Source organism: Haladaptatus sp. DJG-WS-42, assembly GCF_037198285.1.
Lineage (GTDB): Archaea > Halobacteriota > Halobacteria > Halobacteriales > Halococcaceae > QDMS2.
The window spans coordinates 303091-318685 of sequence record NZ_CP147243.1; the positions used below are offsets into that span (position 1 = coordinate 303091).

Here is a 15595-nt window from a genome sequence, read left to right on the forward strand (position 1 = left end):
CCTTTTTATACTCCCCCGCCTGAGTCAAGTTATGTCAAACGCGGCACCGCCGTTTACATTCGACGGCGGCCGGGTCGACCCCGGCGAGACGCGAAACTTTCGGTACACTGTGAGCGAGACCTATCTCGGAGATCCGGTACGCATTCCGGTGACAATTGTCAATGGCGAGCACCCCGGTCCGACGGCATTCGTCGGGGCTGCTACCCACGGCGACGAGCTAAACGGCATCGAGGTTGTCCGAGAAGTCGCCCACGAGTGGGACCACACGAATCTCCACGGCACAATCGTCTGTATCCCCGTGATGAACGTCCCCGCGTTCATTGCTCAACAGCGCTATCTCCCCATCTACGACCGTGACCTGAACCGCTCGTTCCCGGGTAACGACTACGGGACGAGCGCGAAACGGATGGCCAATCGCATTTTCAAGAACTTCATCGAGCCGTGTGACTTCGCACTCGACTTTCACACCTCGACGCGCGGCCGGACGAACATGCTCCACGTCCGCGGCGACATGGCCAATGAGAAGGTCGCTCGCCTATCCCGGGCGTTCGCGTCGAACGTCATCCTCTCCGGGTCGGCACCAGACGGCTCGCTGCGCGGAGAAGCCACCCGCTACGGCGTGCCCTGTATCACCATCGAGATGGGCGAAGCCCACCGTTTCCAGCGCGAACTCATCGACCGCGCACTCGAAGGCGTCGAGAGCGTGTTCGCAGAGTACGGCATGCGCCCGACCAAATCCGTCCACTGGCCCGGCTGGCGGACGATCATCGAGGACACGAGCGAGAAGACGTGGCTGCGGGCAGACGCTGGCGGCCTCGTCGATATGCACTACGAACGCGGAGCGCTCGTCTACGAGGGCGACCGCATCTGTAAGATTACGAATCCGTTCAAGACAGACACCTCGGAGATCGAAGCGCCCTTCACGGGCCTGCTCGTCGGCGTGCTCGAAAACCCGCTCGTGTACCCCGGAAATCCGATTTGCCACCTCGTGAAACTGGACGAAACCACCCAACGCGCGCTCGAACGCGAGCAGACCGCGGCGATGAAGGCCGTCCACGAGAGCGAGCAGTCCTAACCACAGTTTTCACTTCTCGCGGACTCCGCCGGGTTAGTAACTTCTATACACCCGTAGTCCCACGCTCCGAGTAGGTACCATGAGTCAGTCTTACAACCGTGGCCTCATCGAGGACTTCGGCCGCTGGCGGGAGTTCTCCGCCGGGATGTGGGCTTGGATTTTCCACAAGTTCACCGGCTGGGTTCTTATTGGCTATCTCTTCACGCACATTGCCGTGTTGAGCACTGCAACCGCCAGCGACCCCGCGTTATACACTCAGACACTGCAGGGATTGGAGAGCCTGATGCTCGTCCGATTCCTCGAAGTCGGGTTGCTCGCGGTGGCCGTGTTCCACATCCTCAATGGCCTCAGATTGCTGTTCGTTGACCTCGGCGTCGGCCTCGAAGCCGAGGACAAGAGTTTCTACGCATCGCTCATCTTGACCGGTGCAATCGTCGTCGCAAGCGTGCCGACGTTCATGCACGGGGTGTTCTAAAATGGCAGAACGCTACTCCTCGTTCGAGTACGGTGGCACCCGCTGGCTGCTCCAGCGGCTGACGGCCGCCTTCCTCGTCGTCGTGCTTGCCTTCCACTTCATGCTTCTGCACTTTGCGAATCTCCCGTCTGAGATTACGATTGCCCAGACAGCCCAACGGATGCAGCAACCGGGCTACTTCGTCACGATGGTGCTGTTCCTCGTGACGGCAACGTTCCACGGCGTAAACGGCGTCTACAACGCGCTCGTGAACCAGGGCTTAAAGGGCACGCAGAAATCTGTCGTCAAGTACGTCCTCATCATCGCCGGACTCGCGCTGACCGCACAGGGCATCCGCGTGGCGATTGCAATGACCGGGGTGAGCCTCTAACTATGAGCACGCAAATTCCCGAAACTGAATCCGAATCAGAAGAGCTAGCACAGTCCTCGAAGCCAGAACACCAACAGCGCCGTATGGCCGAGAAACGCGAACGACGGGTCGAACGCGAGGCAGAAGCAGAAGCCGACGCCGCCGCGTTCGACGAGACCATCCACCTGAAGGTCTTCCGCTACGACCCGGAAGTCGAAGGCAAGAAAGAGCCGCGCTTCGACGACTTCCACGTCCCGTTCAAACAGGGCATGACGGTTCTCGACGCGCTCATGCAGGCGCGCGACATCTTCGACTCCAGTCTCACGTTCCGTCACTCGTGTCGTCAAGCCATCTGTGGCTCCGACGCGATGTTCGTAAACGGCAAACAGCGTCTGTGTTGTAAGACCCAAATCTCGGATCTTTCTGAGCCAGTTCGCGTCGAACCGCTCCCTCACCAAGAGGTCGTCAAAGACCTCGTCGTGGACATGGAGCACTTCTACGACCAGATGGAGTCGGTCGAACCGTACTTCCAGACGAACGACCTGCCCGCTGGCGAAGAACAGCGCCAGACCCGCGAGAACCGCGAGAAGGTCAAGATGTCCACGCGCTGTATCTGGTGTGGCGCGTGTATGTCCTCGTGTAACATCGCCGCTGGCGACAACGAGTATCTCGGCCCGGCCGCGCTCAACAAGGCCTACCGCTTTGCGATGGACGAGCGCGAGGGCGAGGACATGAAACAGCACCGCCTGCAGATTATCGAAGAGGAGCACGGCGTCTGGCGCTGTCAGACCCAGTTCTCCTGTACGAACGTCTGCCCGAAAGACATCCCGCTTACCGAGCACATTCAGGAACTCAAGCGAGAAGCGGTCAAGAACAACCTGAAATTCTGGTAACATGCACGAACACGACGTAATTGTGGTCGGCGCAGGCGGCGCGGGGCTCCGCGCGGCCGTGGCGGCCCACGAAGAAGGTGCGGACGTGGCAATGGTCACGAAGCTCCACCCGGTTCGCAGTCACACGGGTGCTGCAGAAGGTGGCATCAACGCCGCCCTCCGTGAGGGTGATTCTTGGGAAAGCCACGCCTACGACACGATGAAGGGGTCTGACTTCCTCGGTGACGCCCCGGCTATCGAAACGCTCTGTCAGACCTCGCCCGACGAGGTCATCCAACTCGAACACTGGGGCATGCCGTTCTCCCGCGAAGAAGACGGCCGTGTCTCCCAGCGCCCATTCGGTGGCCTCTCGTTCCCACGGACGACGTACGCCGGTGCCGAAACCGGCCACCACCTGCTCCACACGATGTACGAGCAGGTCGTCAAACGCGGCATCACGGTGTACGACGAGTGGTACGTCTCCCGCCTCGCGGTGACCGACCACGACGACCCAGAAGACCGCACCTGTCACGGTGTCGTCGCAATCGACATCCAGACCGGTCGCGTCGAGGGGTTCAAGGCAAACAAGGGTGTCATCATCGCAACTGGTGGGCCCGGACAGGCCTTCGACCACACGACGAACGCGGTCTCCTGTACCGGTGACGGCCCGGCGATGGCCTACCGAGCAGGCGTCCCGCTCGAGGACATGGAGTTCATCCAGTTCCACCCGACCACGCTGCCATCGACGGGGGTCCTCATCTCCGAAGGTGTCCGTGGTGAAGGTGGCATCCTCTACAACGCAAACGGTGAACGCCTCATGTTCGAGTACGGCTACGCGAACAACGACGGCGAACTCGCCAGCCGTGACGTGGTGGCGCGCGCTGAGTTGACGGAAGTCAACGAAGGCCGCGGCATCGAAGACGAGTACGTCCACCTCGATATGCGCCACCTCGGCGACGAGCGCATCATCGACCGCCTCGAGAACATCCTGCACCTCGCGGCTGACTTCGAGGGCGTAGACGGCCTTGAACGGCCGATGCCCGTCAAACCCGGCCAGCACTACGCGATGGGCGGCATCGAGACCGACGAGAACGGGGAAACCTGTATCGCCGGCCTCTACGCCGCAGGCGAGTGTGCCTGTGTGAGCGTCCACGGGGCGAATCGCTTAGGTGGGAACGCCCTGCCGGAACTCATTGTGTACGGCGCTCGCGCTGGCCGCCACGCGGCTGGCACGGACTTAGGCGAAGCGCAGATTCAGACCGGTCGGTCCGCAAAGTCCGAGGAGGGCAACATCGACAGTCCCGTCCCACTCGGTGCGGTTGACGCCACAGACGAGGACGTCGCCGCAGACGGTGCGGCAGTCGATGTCGAGACGGTCATTTCGAAGGCTGTCGAGGCCGAGAACGCCCGCATCGAGCGGCTGATGACGAAAGACGAAGGGCTTCAGCACGCAGAAATCCGTCACAAACTCCAGAAGGCAATGACGGCGAACGTGAACGTCTTCCGCACGGAAGACGGCCTGAAGCAGGCCCTGCGCGACATCCGCGAGGCTCGTGAGGCCTACGAGGACGTGTACGTCGCAGACCCAAGCCGGACGTTCAACACCGACCTCATCCACACTATCGAGACGCAGAACCTCATCGACATTGCAGAGACCATCACGGCCGGTGCGCTCGCCCGTACCGAATTCCGTGGCGCACACTGGCGCGCAGAGCACCAAGAGCGCAAGGACGAAGAGTGGATTAAACACACGCTCATGGCGTGGAACGACGGCAGCCCGGAACTCTACTACAAGCCAGTCATCTTAGAAGGCGAAGAGAAGACCTACGAGCCGAAAGTCCGCTCCTACTGAGCGAAATTTCTTCTTTCCCGTTTTTACCGAACGAAGAGTGGTAACGCAACCACCACACGACTATCCATTGAGTAGCGACACGACCACGACACAGTCCACGTGTGGTGCGTGGTGGAAGGCGGTCTGTGGTGACGGAGGCAGGTTGCGGGAGCGGGGCGGTTCAGCGTTGTCGGCTTCCGTGCGGTCTTGGCTCGAGTGAGTGATTTGTAGAGAGTGCAGAACACCTCATAAACCTCAACTTGCTAAACAGTTTCAATCGGATGGTAAAGCGCCCCACGCTGGCCGATAGTTCTTTTGTGCAGTATCCAAACTCTCAGGCAATGCAAGCAGTCATTCTTGCCGCCGGAGAGGGGACGCGGATGCGGCCGCTCACCACCTCCACCCCGAAACCGATGTTGCCCGTTGGCGACCGACCGCTCTCAGCACACACCGCAGACGCCGCCGTCGAGGCAGGCGCAGATGAACTCATCTTCGTCGTCGGCTACGAAGCCAAAGCAGTGCGCGACTACTACGGCGACGAGTACCGCGGCGTCCCTGTCAGTTTCGCCGTCCAAGAAGAACAAAATGGCACCGCAGACGCCGTTCGCGCAGCACAGAAACACATCGATGGCGACTTCACCGTCCTCAACGGCGACAACCTCTACGACAAGGAGGGCATCAAGGCGCTGTTCGATGAGGCTCCCGCAATCGCCGCCTTCCGCGTGCCAGAACCGTCTAACTACGGCGTCCTCTCGACCGACGACGGTCGGGTGACAGAGATTGTCGAGAAACCAGAGAACCCACCCACCGACCTCGCAAATGCGGGTTCGTACGCCTTCCCCGCCGAAGCCCGCGACTGGCTCGACGACGTCGAACTCTCTGAGCGCGGCGAGTACGAGATTACGGACGTGGTCGCTCGCGTCATCGAGAGCTACGACGTGACGCCAGTCGAGGTCACGCGCTGGCTCGACGTGGGCCGCCCGTGGGAGCTGCTCGAAGCGAACGAGTGGAAACTCTCCGAACTCGAACGCGACATTCAGGGCGAGGTGCTCGGCGATGCAGACCTGCGCGGCGATGTTGTGGTCGAAGAGGGCGCAGTTATCGAACCCGGCGTCGTGGTCGAAGGACCGGTGCTCATCAAATCGGGGGCACACGTCGGGCCGAACGCCTACATCCGCGGGGCGACGCTCATCAGTGAGAACTGTCATATTGGGCAGAGCGTCGAAATCAAAAACAGCGTCGTGATGCACGACACGAACGTCCCGCACCTGAACTACCTCGGTGACAGCCTCCTCGCGCCGGACGTAAACCTCGGGGCGGGCACGAAGGTCGCAAACCTCCGCCACGACGACGCGGACGTGAAGATGACGGTCAAAGGCGAGCGCACCTCGACGGGCCGCCGCAAGTTCGGCATTGTCGCCGGAGACGGCGCGAAAACTGCCATCAACACGAGTCTCAACGCCGGGGTCGTGCTCTCACCGGGGGCGACGACCACGCCCGGCGAGTCCGTCCTCCGCGACCGGTAACACACACCGCTTTCAGGTGCAGTGCTTTTTTCTGCTGTCGAATCGCTCGGCTATGACAACGCAAAACAATCACGGACGATAATCGAAGAATCGACAGACAGCACTGCCGTAACGGGTGCTTCTAAGTAGTCGTGCTACGATGACACACTCATATGGTTGACCCAACATCAGACCTCGGTGAGGATGTGACCGAGGAAACCGCCCCACAGTGTGCGACTTGTGGGACGAGTATCATAAACGACCCAGCCCACCGGGTACTCACGTGGATTGAAGATAATGAAGTGAAATCGCGACATTTCTGCAACGACCGGTGTCGCGAAGAGTGGGACCCAGAACAGTAGCCAACTCAGGGTGCGGGTGAGGGGAGCGCGCGGTGGGCGCGCGGTGGGAGCAAGTAGTTCGCCCGGTGTTTGACGAACATATATTCGAGGATGCCGTTGTTCACGCGCTGTTTGATAGCGGGGCTCGCTTCGACTTGTTTTTCACCGTTCATCGCCTCTCTCGTCTTCTCGAAATCGCCAATTCCGCGGTGAAGCGAGACGAAGTGGACGCCAGCCTCGCCGTCGTCGGTTGAGTCGAAGTCCCGTCGAAGGATGATTGGTTTGTCGTTCTCTCGCACGCTCGCCATTTTCTGTGAGTGACCAACACGGCCGTAGGTTCGTGCGTCTTCGTCAATCCGGTCTGCGCACTCGCCCGCTACCCGCGAGTCCGTGCCGAGGGTGTGGCCTGCGCCTTCGACGAGGCCTTCCTCTGCGTGGAACGGACAGAACATCTCTGCGACGCGCTCTTCGTGGTTCTGTTCGCCGTACCAATCGTCAAGGCGGAGACGAATGCGCGAGACGTGTTGGGTGCTCCCGCCCGCGAAAGGGCTGTCTTGAATCGTCACGCGGTCTTCTGTGGCCTGGTTGTCTTTGAATCCGGACTTGAATCCCATGTAGAGTGGGGAGTCTTCAGGCACGGGGTTGCCCTCGGGAATGCCGTCTACGTCCTGGTGTTCGGCTGGCAGGCCTTCACCGACGAATCCGGTGCGTCGCCCGGCTTTTTCGAAGATGCCGTCGAAGCTTGCAGCCATCTCGTGGCCGTTCAACGCCTCTTGGTCGCCCATCAGTGCCTCTTCTGCGGCGAGGACGACGTGGCCGTAGTCGCTTGCGAGATGAATGATGGCGTCATAGTCTTCGAGTTCCGGTTCCTCGAACGATGACAGCGCTTTGGGCTGTGGCAGGTCAACCGAGTCCGGGAGCGACTCGTCAAATCGGTCGAAGTACGCGGGCGAATAGCCCATCGTGAACAGCAGGCCGTTGTGGCTGCGTTCGTAGGCGTGTTCGAGGCTCTGAAGCGTGGCCTCGACGGTTTCTCGTTCTGCTGCTGTCGGCGTGTCGCCCGTGTAGTTGAACGGAAGGAGAAGGTGGTGTTTCGGCGCCATGACGTTGCCCACGTCACTGGTCATGAGCGAGTCGTTCCACGCGTGTTGGCGGGTCGGATACGACGAGAGGTCTTCGGGACCACTTGGCACGTCGGGGTTGCCTTCGCGGTCGAGGCAGGCTGATAAGGCAGCGGCACCGCCAATCGCGACGGCGCTTTTGACGAACGCTCGACGCGATATGCCACGGGTTTTGCGGGCCATTGGGAAAGAATTGGGAACGGGGAGGAAAATGTGTTCTGCTTAGCCCGTGACGACGGGGCGCGAGATAATCCAGAGCGAGAGCACGGTGTAGCCGACCATCAGCGCGACGAGCGGGACGTGTGCGCGTCGGGCCAGTGCGGGTGTTTCGTAGCGACGAATCGCAACGCCGTGGGCGGCGACGACGGCGACGACGTGCCCGACGACGATGAGCAACACCTGTGACCCCCAAAACAGGGGCAATGAAAGCCAGTCGGTGAGCGAGATGAGCGGCGCTGGTCCGGTGGTGAATCCAGCGAGTGCAAGCGCAACGAACTGTCCCGTGTTGTCGAGGACGAACGGATAGACGTGGGCGAGTTCGTACGCCACCGCAATCGGGAGAATCGTCGGAGCGAATACGAGTGCGGCCTCGTGCCACTCATTGCGGTTTCCGGCCTGCGTGACGAGCAGGACGATGAGCGCATAGCTTGTGAGGAAGCCAAGGAAGCCAAAGATGAACAGAAGGATATCGACGCTTCCACCGAGAGTAAGGCTAGAGCGAAGCTCCGTTGACAATGATTGGAACTCCGGCGTACTCGTAAAGCCATCGAAGCTAACGGTGTACACCGTGGCGATGATGAACGCCGTGAGGCTCAGGTCGCTCGCAGATTCGAGACAGCCAGCCCACGGCCGTCGAAGTTCTATTCGCGCGGTCCTGTCCGATGCGCGTGAGAAACGGATGGGTGCCACGCGCCCAAACAGGCGGTACAGTACGGCGAAGAAGTCTGCGCGCTCGAACCATGTTTCGCCGTAGTAGACGCCACCGACCACCATCACCAGCGCGTAGCCGAGGATGAACGTGGCCGTCGCTTGTGGGTCCCGTGGAATCGCGGTCAGATTCTCAAAGATACCGACGACGAGGAGGAAGCCACTGACTGCGGGCCAGTGGCCAAGCCACGCTGGATATGTCGAGAGTTGAAGGCTGCGTCCTTCGAGCCGAGAGAGGCCGCGATAGAGCGTGCGCCACGGCGAGAGAGTACGCCACGGGCTTCCCACGAGCAGCGAGACGATGGCGACGCCTTTGAGCCAGACCCACCAGCTAAAGAACGTCGCCGGATTTTCGGCTCCGGCCTGCTTGCCAAAGAGTCCCCAGAACACGGTGAGGGCGAGGAGGCTGAGAAACCCAACTCGTACAGCCAGCGTGAGCCTGTGGGTCAGATCCGCTGAGAGCGCTGTAAGGTGTGTGGTCCGGTGCGAACTCGGTTCGTGGGCCGAGATGCTGAGCCAGAGCGCTGTGACCGCCACGGTAACGCCCGCGCCCGCAAAGAGGAGTGTGAGCGGGAGCGGCGCCTCGAAACGTGACCCACCGACTTCGTGGGCGCTCACGACGCCGCTCGTGAGGAGGACGCAAAGCGCAGAGAGCAGCGCGCTCCGAAGGCGGAACATATGCTCTGTTCACCGGTTCGTGGGCAAGAAGGTAGCGAATCTGCTCATCTCCGGCTCACATCGCGCACGCGAGCGCGGGCAGCGGCGACGGTATCTGCGAAATCCGCGAGCGTGCGAGTGCCAAAGATGGCGACCAGTGTCGCGCCGACGAGGTCGAACAAGAGGTCGACGATGGTGTCTTCGAGGCTGTACTGGATGAGCAGCGGGCCAAAGCCGTAGATGTCTGCGAGGCTGTGTACCGTGAATTCGAGCACTTCCCAGAAGACGCCAAAACCGAGCGTGAATACGAGAATATAGACGAATAAGAACGGTTGTGGGAAGGAAACGACGTCGTGGTGTTTGTCGAAGACGCGGGCTGTAGTGTAGCCAACCCCCGCAACAATCGTCGCAGAGAGTGTGTGGGTGACGTGATCCCACCACCAGACGGTCGAATAGAGCCCAACCATCCCGATCGCGTGGAGGAGGACGGCAAGCGTAATCCAGAGGGTGAGCGCTGGATTCAGCGGGATTCGGTAGTCACGCTCGAGGAGGGCCGGAAGGAACGTAATCGCAAGCGCGATGAGCGCGTTGACGATGATGCTGACGTTCCGGTTGATCATGCCAACGACGAACACCCCAACAATGGCGAGTTGCATGAGGTGGCCAACCTGCCGTTGCTGGCGCGGAGAGACGTGCAACTGTGCAATCGTCATCACCGTATCCTACGTGGGGACGGGGTAAAATTACCCACATAGGATAGTTCACTGATAGGTTCCCGCATACCTATATACGCTGGATAGCCTACAAGAAGTGCAAATGATGGCAACGACCCACGCGCTTGTGGGCGCGATGGTGGCCGCTGTCACGCTGTTTCTCGCACCTGAGTACACACCAGTTGCAGTCACGGCGGGCATCGCTGGCGGTGTTTTCCCGGACTTGGACTTGTACTGGGGACACAGACAGACCCTGCATTACCCGGTGTACTTCTCGATTGCGGCAGTCGGTGCCACACTCGGTGCCGTGTACGTGCCCTCGATACTGACGGTTGCGCTCGCGTTCTTCCTGCTCGCCGCCGCAATCCACTCGGTGATGGATATTTTCGGCGGCGGGCTCGAACTCAAACCGTGGCAAGGCGGTTCAGACCGCGCGGTGTACAACCACTTTCACGGCGTGTGGCTGGTTCCACGCCGGTGGGTTCGCTACGACGGTGCGCCAGAAGACCTGCTTCTCGCGGGTGTGATGGGCCTCCCAGCACTCTGGCTCTACGACGGCGTCATAGACCACGTCATCCTCGGCGCGCTCGTCGTCTCGATTGGGTACGCGCTCGTGAGAAAACAAATGGTGTATCTGGCAGAGCGCCTCATTCCACAGGTCCCAGACCAGTACTTAGACCGCATCCCAGAGCGGTTTATCCGGGACTTTTCGCGATAGTTAGGCGACCTTAATGTAGGCGTAGCCCATCGCCTGCAGTCGCGTAAACTCGCCAACCCCGGAAGGCACGATTTTGACACCCTCTAAGAGGTCTTGTTCCGCGATGCCGATGGCGTCCATTGAGTTCTGACAGGCACAAAATGTGACTTGCTGCTCGTTTTGAAGCTGTTTGATTCGGTCTGGGTAGTCAGAACCTTCCGTCGTGAGAGCGTTTACAGCCTTGCTGTTCGCAACGAGGACGATGTCGTCTACGTCCACGGTTTCGTCTCCCTGGAGGTTTGCGACGTTGTTGAGGGCTTTTCGTTCGTTCTCTGCGCCATCGCTCTGGAGGTGGAAGACAGTACTCATGTCAAGGGGTTCTTCGGTCGTCGTGGTTTCTGTTGGTTCGTCTGTCTGCTGGTCAGTCGTCGCGGTCGCGTCGGTCGTCTGGCTGTCTGTGGGTTCGTCGGTACTCGACGCTCCGCCACTGGTACAGCCCGCGAGAAACAGCACGCCTGCAGCGGTTACAAAATGTCTGCGTTCCATTCGAGGGGGTGCTTACTCAGAGGGGGTTACGTACTGCGCTTTCCACTGCTCGCGCTCTTCGAACGCACGCCGTCCCTTCTCGCTCAGGTCGTAGTAGTTTGTCCGGCGGTCGAGTTCACCTTTCTCGACGAAGCCCTTGTCAACGAGGGTGTCGAGGTTCGGGTAGAGTCGCCCGTGGTGAATCTCCTTTTCGTAGTAGGCTTCGACCTCTTCTTTGATGGCGAGGCCGTGTGGTTTGTCGTGACCGCTGATGACGTACAGGAGGTCCCGCTGGAATCCCGTCAAGTCGTTCATTGGCATAGGAACATGTCTCCCAGCTATCCACATTATTATGTGCCGTCTAAGGGATTCTTTCTCGATGTCTAAGGTGTCCCAGCAATTTCACGGCGTCTTTATATAGGCGTAGCCAGCCGCTTGCAACCGGGTTAGCTCACCACCGCCAGAGGGGACCATCTCTGCGGCGGGGTGGAGGTCTGCTGCGCCGAGCGAACGGCTCTTGAGCGAGTTCGAGCAGACGCGAAACGAGACGCCGCGTTCGTGGAGTGTGGCAATTCGGTCTGCGTGTGGCTCACCGTGTCTGAGGAGAAAGACGCCGTCGCCGTTCGTGACGCACACGACTGACCTATCCGGGACGGTGGTGTCTGCGAGTAAGTTTTCGATGTTGGAGAGGACGGTCCCATACGCGGCTTCGCCACCGACGGAGAAATGAAAGACAGTGTTCATACCCACTCTCACGTCGGCTGAGGGCTTTGCTGTTTCAGAGGCCGAGCGCAGAAAGGAGGTTGTATCCAACGTCGAGCTGTTCGATGAGCTTGAAACCAACGTAGATGCCGACGATGCCCGCGATTCCGGCGAGGTTCGGTGGCGCGGGAATTGGAATCTGTAAAAAGCTAAACAGCGCACCGGTCGCAAAACCGGTTGCGAGTGCAAGCATGACGATTACGGTATCCATACCCTTCTTCTGTGGTCCATCACCTTCAGATGGCTGATTTCCTACAGCACCCCAGTTTGCCCCATCTGGATAGAGACGTACAACAGCGAGAACAGCGTGGCGTTGTAGAGGCCGTGAATCAGCGAAGGGACCACAATGTTCCCAGTTCGCTCGTACGCTGCACCGAAGACGAGCGCCGGGAAGAACAGAATCGTGATGCTCACGAGTCGGCCGCTAATGCCGCCAGTGAGCGCGACGAAATGTATGGCGGCGAACACCGCACTCGCGAGTATGACGCCCGGAACGGGACCGAGCACGCGGCGAATGGTTCCTTGGACGATTCCTCGGAAGAGCAGCTCTTCACCGGGCCCGATGAGAATGAACGAAGCTGGAATCAACACCAACAGGACTTCCGGATTCTGAATCCCGAGCTCTGCGGCCTGATTCGAGGAGGTTTGGACGCCGGTGAAAAAGACGAACAACCCGGCGAGGATGATGGCGACGATTGCGGTGACGTAGCCACCGACGACCCATCCAAGGTCTCTGAGCGTTGGGATTCGTGCGCCGATGAACGACGATGGCAGGTCACGCAGTTTGAGATAGCCAAGCGCAACGCCGCCAAAGGCGATTCCTTGCGTCATCACGAGCGAGATGACGATGAGATGGGTTGCCGCAAGTTCGAACCCCGCGAAAGAAAGGAGGAGAATTGTTCCAAGCGAGAGGGCAACACCAACCACAAGCCCGGCAGCCGCAACGACGAGGGCGAGTGCCACCGTCGAAAACGGGCGAGCCTGCTGTGTCGGAGCGGTCATACTAGAGCAAGGCGACAGACTCACAAAACGGTTCGGTCGAGAAGACACGGAAAAAGCGGTTTGGGGGGTGATTCCGTATCCCGGCAATCCACCGCGAGGGGTATGGGGGAAAACGCGATGAATCGTTTCGCATTCCAACAATATCTTCGCATCCTGACTGACCACTGCAGTGGTAATAACCATATCGTCAGACACAGAGCGGATTTACTAGCAGAAAGCGCCGTCTACGATTGCAATACTATCTACATTGAACTGATTGTATCCATCCATATAGACTCGCGAATCTGCAGGATACCTTAAGTGGTGGATGGTAACAATTAACACAATAGACTGTGAAGATTTGCGTAGAGGGGATGGAGAAATGAAGTGTGACAACTGTGAAACCGTCGGCGATTGGCTCGGAACGAACACGTCGTGGGAACCGGTCGGGCGCGAACCGGCCGCCCACCCACTCTACGAATGCATCGTGTGTGGAAATCGACAGTGGGCAAAGTGACAGACGGGGTTTCCTAACCCGCGCAGCTAGCTTTTTAATTATTGACCGTGATAATTAAGGTATGGCAGTATCAGTAGTCGTCACCCTCACCATCGTCTCGCTCATTGTCCTCACGCTCGCGTTTCTCGCCGGACGGTACCTCATTAGCCGCATCATGGCTCCGGACATCGAGATAGAGATTATCGAAGAGCCTGTCGTAGAGGAACAGCCCGGGCGCGGTGCAGTGTGAGCGTCCGCGTTATACAAGAGGTGGTACCGGAACCAAGCCAGGATCGGGATTCGAACCCGAGGAGTCTCGATTACAAGTCGAGTGCATGAACCGCCCATGCTCTCCTGGCGCACTCTGTGCTTATTCCTTCTCCTTTGAGTGATTATCGCTTTCGATGTGCTTCTCGAGTTCGACGCGATGGGAGTGGTAGCCGTGGCGCTCGTAGAACCGGATTGCGTCGGTGTTTGCGGCCATCACGTCGAGTGCGACCGTCTCTGCGCCTGCGTCGCGTAACTGCTCTTCTGCTGCGGCGAGGAGTTCCGAGCCAATGCCCTGTCCGCGGAAGCTTGGTTCGACGTAAATATTCATCACGATGCCCCGGGTCACGTCCTGCTGGTACATCCCGTCTTCAACGTCGAACATGACGAAGCCGATGATTGAGTCGTTTTCACGTGCGACGATGAGTTTGTCCGCGACGATAAAGCGCATGAGTGCTGCGCGGATGGTGTCCCGGTTTGCCGCAGCAAAGAGGTGGGACCCGTATGCGAGCTGACCGGTAGCGAGTTCGACCCAGAGGTCAGCAAGCGTCTCGACCGCTTCCATTTCCGGAACCCCGAGTTCCATCAGATGCGCAGAACCTCGATGGCGGGGAGCGACTCGCCGGTGAGCATCTTGAGCGCCGCGCCGCCGCCCGTACTCACGTGGGTAAAGCCCTCGATGCCAAGGCGTCTGAGCGCTGCGGCGGTGTCACCGCCACCGACGATGCTGTTTTCGGCCTTCGTCGCCGCGTTGTAGAGCCCCTTCGTCCCAACGGCGAACTGCTCCATCTCGAAGACACCAGCAGGACCGTTCAGAATCACGGTGCCCGCGTTCGCCATGATGTCTCCATAGAGGTCGACCGTGCGCGAGCCGATGTCGAGGGCTGGTTCGTCGGGTGCGGCGGGCAGGTCTGCAATCGAAATCTCTGCACGCTCGCCGTCTCGGTCGACGGCCACGTCTCGGGGGAGGATGATTTTATCGCCGTAGGCGTCGAGCAACCGGCCTGCGCGGTCGACTTCGTCCCAGTAGCCCTCGTCTAAGATGAACTCAGAACTCGCCTTGCCGAGATCGACACCCTTTGCGATGAGAAAGACGTTTCCGACGACCCCCGTAGTGAGGACGGTGTCCGCAAGCCCGCGTTCTAAAACGCTCTCTGCGACGTCAATCGAGTCGTTGACCTTCGCGCCACCCACGGCGTAGACCCGCGGCGTGGGTGCACTCTCGATGTCGCCAAGGATGTCGATTTCGCGCTCCATCACCCGACCAGCGTAAGCGGGAAGGCGAGTCGGGAACCCGACGAGCGAGGGCTGTGAGCGGTGGGCGGCGGCGAACGCGTCATTCACGTATGCGTCGAGCACGGGGACGAGGCGGTCGACGAGTGCGGTCTGCCCGGCGACCTCGGGGTCAAACTCCATGTACTCCTCGCTGTAAAAGCGGGTGTTCTCTAAGAGGACGGCCTCGCCGTTTTCGAGTTCGCCAATGGCGTCGCGCGCTTCTTTCGAGAAGTTCCCATCGCAATACGAGACGGGAAAGTCGAGAAGTTCGTCGAGTCGGTCTGCATGAGGAGAAAGCCCGGAAAAAGAGGACCCACCCGGCCGACCTTGGTGGGCAAGGATGGCGACGCGCCCGCCGCGAGAGAGGAGTTCTGCAAGTGTGTCTACGTGCGCGAGGATGCGTGCATCGTCTGCGAGCGAGCCATCGTCGGCAAGCGGACTGTTGACGTCGACGCGCACCCCAATCGTGGTTCCGTCCACGGAGAGGTCGTCGAGGGTCGGAATCATTAGCCACGACTGGGTTGCGCCGTCACAAATTCCTTTCTGCTCTGGGTGACCTGCAGAAGGGTACGTCTGACACCTTCACGAACGTTCATGGGCATTATCCAAACTATTGAATCGCACAACCCATATGAAGATTACCCCGCACATGGTCACCTGTCTCCTAACCTGACGATAAAACTGTCAAAATCCCCGGCCGAAGTAAGAAAGGTTTATTGATGATTC

At 59.7% G+C, this 15595-nt stretch carries 20 protein-coding genes and 1 tRNA gene; 10 read left to right on the forward strand and 11 right to left on the reverse strand.

The features are described 5' to 3' along the window. Positions 1-31 precede the first annotated feature (31 nt). The 7 genes from V5N47_RS01565 (at position 32) to V5N47_RS01595 (ending at position 6469) form a co-directional block, all read left to right on the forward strand. Complete coding sequence (locus V5N47_RS01565) at positions 32-1075, forward strand: succinylglutamate desuccinylase/aspartoacylase family protein (RefSeq protein WP_338729097.1); 1044 nt, start codon at positions 32-34, stop codon at positions 1073-1075. A 79-nt stretch (positions 1076-1154) separates the two neighbouring features. Next, positions 1155-1550 carry a succinate dehydrogenase, cytochrome b556 subunit gene (gene sdhC / locus V5N47_RS01570; RefSeq protein WP_336359534.1) on the forward strand — a complete coding sequence of 132 codons (396 nt, stop codon included), beginning with the start codon at positions 1155-1157 and terminating at the stop codon, positions 1548-1550. 1 nt (position 1551) lies between these two features. Beyond that, positions 1552-1920 carry a succinate dehydrogenase hydrophobic membrane anchor subunit gene (locus V5N47_RS01575; RefSeq protein WP_338729098.1) on the forward strand — a complete coding sequence of 123 codons (369 nt, stop codon included), beginning with the start codon at positions 1552-1554 and terminating at the stop codon, positions 1918-1920. A gap of 2 nt (positions 1921-1922) precedes the next feature. After that, a complete protein-coding gene (locus V5N47_RS01580; RefSeq protein WP_338729100.1) occupies positions 1923-2792 on the forward strand; it encodes a succinate dehydrogenase/fumarate reductase iron-sulfur subunit in 870 nt (289 codons plus the stop codon). 1 nt (position 2793) lies between these two features. Then, on the forward strand, positions 2794-4623 hold the full coding sequence (locus V5N47_RS01585; RefSeq protein ID WP_338729101.1) for an FAD-binding protein: 1830 nt from the start codon (positions 2794-2796) through the stop codon (positions 4621-4623). Between the two features lie 320 nt (positions 4624-4943). After that, on the forward strand, positions 4944-6128 hold the full coding sequence (gene glmU, locus V5N47_RS01590; RefSeq protein ID WP_338729102.1) for a bifunctional sugar-1-phosphate nucleotidylyltransferase/acetyltransferase: 1185 nt from the start codon (positions 4944-4946) through the stop codon (positions 6126-6128). 152 nt (positions 6129-6280) lie between these two features. Next, complete coding sequence (locus tag V5N47_RS01595) at positions 6281-6469, forward strand: hypothetical protein (protein WP_338729103.1); 189 nt, start codon at positions 6281-6283, stop codon at positions 6467-6469. Between the two features lie 5 nt (positions 6470-6474). Here V5N47_RS01595 and V5N47_RS01600 read toward each other — a convergent pair whose 3' ends face one another. The 3 genes from V5N47_RS01600 to V5N47_RS01610 are packed head-to-tail and all read right to left on the reverse strand — an operon-like array spanning position 6475 to position 9866. Continuing rightward, on the reverse strand, positions 6475-7752 hold the full coding sequence (locus V5N47_RS01600; RefSeq protein ID WP_338729104.1) for a Tat pathway signal protein: 1278 nt from the start codon (positions 7750-7752) through the stop codon (positions 6475-6477). Between the two features lie 39 nt (positions 7753-7791). Then, positions 7792-9174 (reverse strand): hypothetical protein, encoded by a 1383-nt coding sequence (locus V5N47_RS01605; RefSeq protein ID WP_338729105.1) that lies wholly within the window; start codon positions 9172-9174, stop codon positions 7792-7794. A 44-nt stretch (positions 9175-9218) separates the two neighbouring features. Continuing rightward, positions 9219-9866: a hypothetical protein gene (locus V5N47_RS01610; protein ID WP_338729106.1), complete on the reverse strand. Its 648-nt coding sequence runs from the start codon at positions 9864-9866 to the stop codon at positions 9219-9221. A 103-nt stretch (positions 9867-9969) separates the two neighbouring features. On the opposite strand from V5N47_RS01610, the gene V5N47_RS01615 reads away from it, so the two are divergent. After that, positions 9970-10584, forward strand: a complete 615-nt coding sequence (locus V5N47_RS01615) for a metal-dependent hydrolase (protein WP_338729107.1) — start codon at positions 9970-9972, stop codon at positions 10582-10584. Here the strand turns inward: V5N47_RS01615 and V5N47_RS01620 are convergent, their stop codons facing one another. The 5 genes from V5N47_RS01620 to V5N47_RS01640 form a co-directional block, all read right to left on the reverse strand. Next, a complete protein-coding gene (locus tag V5N47_RS01620; RefSeq protein ID WP_338729108.1) occupies positions 10585-11109 on the reverse strand; it encodes a DsrE family protein in 525 nt (174 codons plus the stop codon). Positions 11110-11121: 12 nt separating this feature from the next. Further along, on the reverse strand, positions 11122-11403 hold the full coding sequence (locus V5N47_RS01625) for a PadR family transcriptional regulator (RefSeq protein ID WP_338730322.1): 282 nt from the start codon (positions 11401-11403) through the stop codon (positions 11122-11124). A gap of 87 nt (positions 11404-11490) precedes the next feature. Continuing rightward, positions 11491-11832 carry a DsrE family protein gene (locus V5N47_RS01630; RefSeq protein WP_338729109.1) on the reverse strand — a complete coding sequence of 114 codons (342 nt, stop codon included), beginning with the start codon at positions 11830-11832 and terminating at the stop codon, positions 11491-11493. Between the two features lie 34 nt (positions 11833-11866). After that, entirely contained in the window at positions 11867-12061 is a 195-nt protein-coding gene (locus V5N47_RS01635) for a DUF1427 family protein (RefSeq protein WP_338729110.1), read from the reverse strand. 41 nt (positions 12062-12102) lie between these two features. Next, positions 12103-12852: a type II CAAX endopeptidase family protein gene (locus V5N47_RS01640; protein WP_338729111.1), complete on the reverse strand. Its 750-nt coding sequence runs from the start codon at positions 12850-12852 to the stop codon at positions 12103-12105. Positions 12853-13213: 361 nt separating this feature from the next. Here V5N47_RS01640 and V5N47_RS01645 point away from each other — a divergent pair, with 361 nt between their 5' ends. Beyond that, entirely contained in the window at positions 13214-13348 is a 135-nt protein-coding gene (locus tag V5N47_RS01645; protein WP_338729112.1) for a hypothetical protein, read from the forward strand. 61 nt (positions 13349-13409) lie between these two features. Beyond that, on the forward strand, positions 13410-13577 hold the full coding sequence (locus V5N47_RS01650) for a hypothetical protein (RefSeq protein ID WP_338729113.1): 168 nt from the start codon (positions 13410-13412) through the stop codon (positions 13575-13577). A gap of 35 nt (positions 13578-13612) precedes the next feature. Here V5N47_RS01650 and V5N47_RS01655 read toward each other — a convergent pair. The 3 genes from V5N47_RS01655 to V5N47_RS01665 all read right to left on the reverse strand — a co-directional run bounded on the left by V5N47_RS01655 (position 13613) and on the right by V5N47_RS01665 (position 15376). Then, positions 13613-13686, reverse strand: a tRNA-Thr gene (locus tag V5N47_RS01655). 11 nt (positions 13687-13697) lie between these two features. Continuing rightward, positions 13698-14180, reverse strand: coding sequence for a GNAT family N-acetyltransferase (locus V5N47_RS01660; protein ID WP_338729114.1), 483 nt, complete (start codon positions 14178-14180; stop codon positions 13698-13700). Continuing rightward, complete coding sequence (locus V5N47_RS01665; protein ID WP_338729115.1) at positions 14180-15376, reverse strand: phosphoglycerate kinase; 1197 nt, start codon at positions 15374-15376, stop codon at positions 14180-14182. The genes V5N47_RS01660 and V5N47_RS01665 overlap by 1 nt, the downstream gene beginning before the upstream one ends. Positions 15377-15595 lie beyond the last annotated feature (219 nt).

Coding starts and splice junctions, on each gene's coding strand:
- V5N47_RS01640 (WP_338729111.1), bottom strand. CDS start 12,852: ATGACCGCTCCGACACAGCAGGCTCGCCCGTTTTCGACGGTGGCACTC.
- glmU (WP_338729102.1), top strand. CDS start 4,944: ATGCAAGCAGTCATTCTTGCCGCCGGAGAGGGGACGCGGATGCGGCCG.
- V5N47_RS01605 (WP_338729105.1), bottom strand. CDS start 9,174: ATGTTCCGCCTTCGGAGCGCGCTGCTCTCTGCGCTTTGCGTCCTCCTC.
- V5N47_RS01665 (WP_338729115.1), bottom strand. CDS start 15,376: ATGATTCCGACCCTCGACGACCTCTCCGTGGACGGAACCACGATTGGG.
- V5N47_RS01630 (WP_338729109.1), bottom strand. CDS start 11,832: ATGAACACTGTCTTTCATTTCTCCGTCGGTGGCGAAGCCGCGTATGGG.
- V5N47_RS01660 (WP_338729114.1), bottom strand. CDS start 14,180: ATGGAACTCGGGGTTCCGGAAATGGAAGCGGTCGAGACGCTTGCTGAC.
- V5N47_RS01595 (WP_338729103.1), top strand. CDS start 6,281: ATGGTTGACCCAACATCAGACCTCGGTGAGGATGTGACCGAGGAAACC.
- V5N47_RS01575 (WP_338729098.1), top strand. CDS start 1,552: ATGGCAGAACGCTACTCCTCGTTCGAGTACGGTGGCACCCGCTGGCTG.
- V5N47_RS01645 (WP_338729112.1), top strand. CDS start 13,214: ATGAAGTGTGACAACTGTGAAACCGTCGGCGATTGGCTCGGAACGAAC.
- V5N47_RS01610 (WP_338729106.1), bottom strand. CDS start 9,866: ATGACGATTGCACAGTTGCACGTCTCTCCGCGCCAGCAACGGCAGGTT.
- V5N47_RS01585 (WP_338729101.1), top strand. CDS start 2,794: ATGCACGAACACGACGTAATTGTGGTCGGCGCAGGCGGCGCGGGGCTC.
- sdhC (WP_336359534.1), top strand. CDS start 1,155: ATGAGTCAGTCTTACAACCGTGGCCTCATCGAGGACTTCGGCCGCTGG.
- V5N47_RS01625 (WP_338730322.1), bottom strand. CDS start 11,403: ATGAACGACTTGACGGGATTCCAGCGGGACCTCCTGTACGTCATCAGC.
- V5N47_RS01615 (WP_338729107.1), top strand. CDS start 9,970: ATGATGGCAACGACCCACGCGCTTGTGGGCGCGATGGTGGCCGCTGTC.
- V5N47_RS01650 (WP_338729113.1), top strand. CDS start 13,410: ATGGCAGTATCAGTAGTCGTCACCCTCACCATCGTCTCGCTCATTGTC.
- V5N47_RS01580 (WP_338729100.1), top strand. CDS start 1,923: ATGAGCACGCAAATTCCCGAAACTGAATCCGAATCAGAAGAGCTAGCA.
- V5N47_RS01620 (WP_338729108.1), bottom strand. CDS start 11,109: ATGGAACGCAGACATTTTGTAACCGCTGCAGGCGTGCTGTTTCTCGCG.
- V5N47_RS01635 (WP_338729110.1), bottom strand. CDS start 12,061: ATGGATACCGTAATCGTCATGCTTGCACTCGCAACCGGTTTTGCGACC.
- V5N47_RS01600 (WP_338729104.1), bottom strand. CDS start 7,752: ATGGCCCGCAAAACCCGTGGCATATCGCGTCGAGCGTTCGTCAAAAGC.
- V5N47_RS01565 (WP_338729097.1), top strand. CDS start 32: ATGTCAAACGCGGCACCGCCGTTTACATTCGACGGCGGCCGGGTCGAC.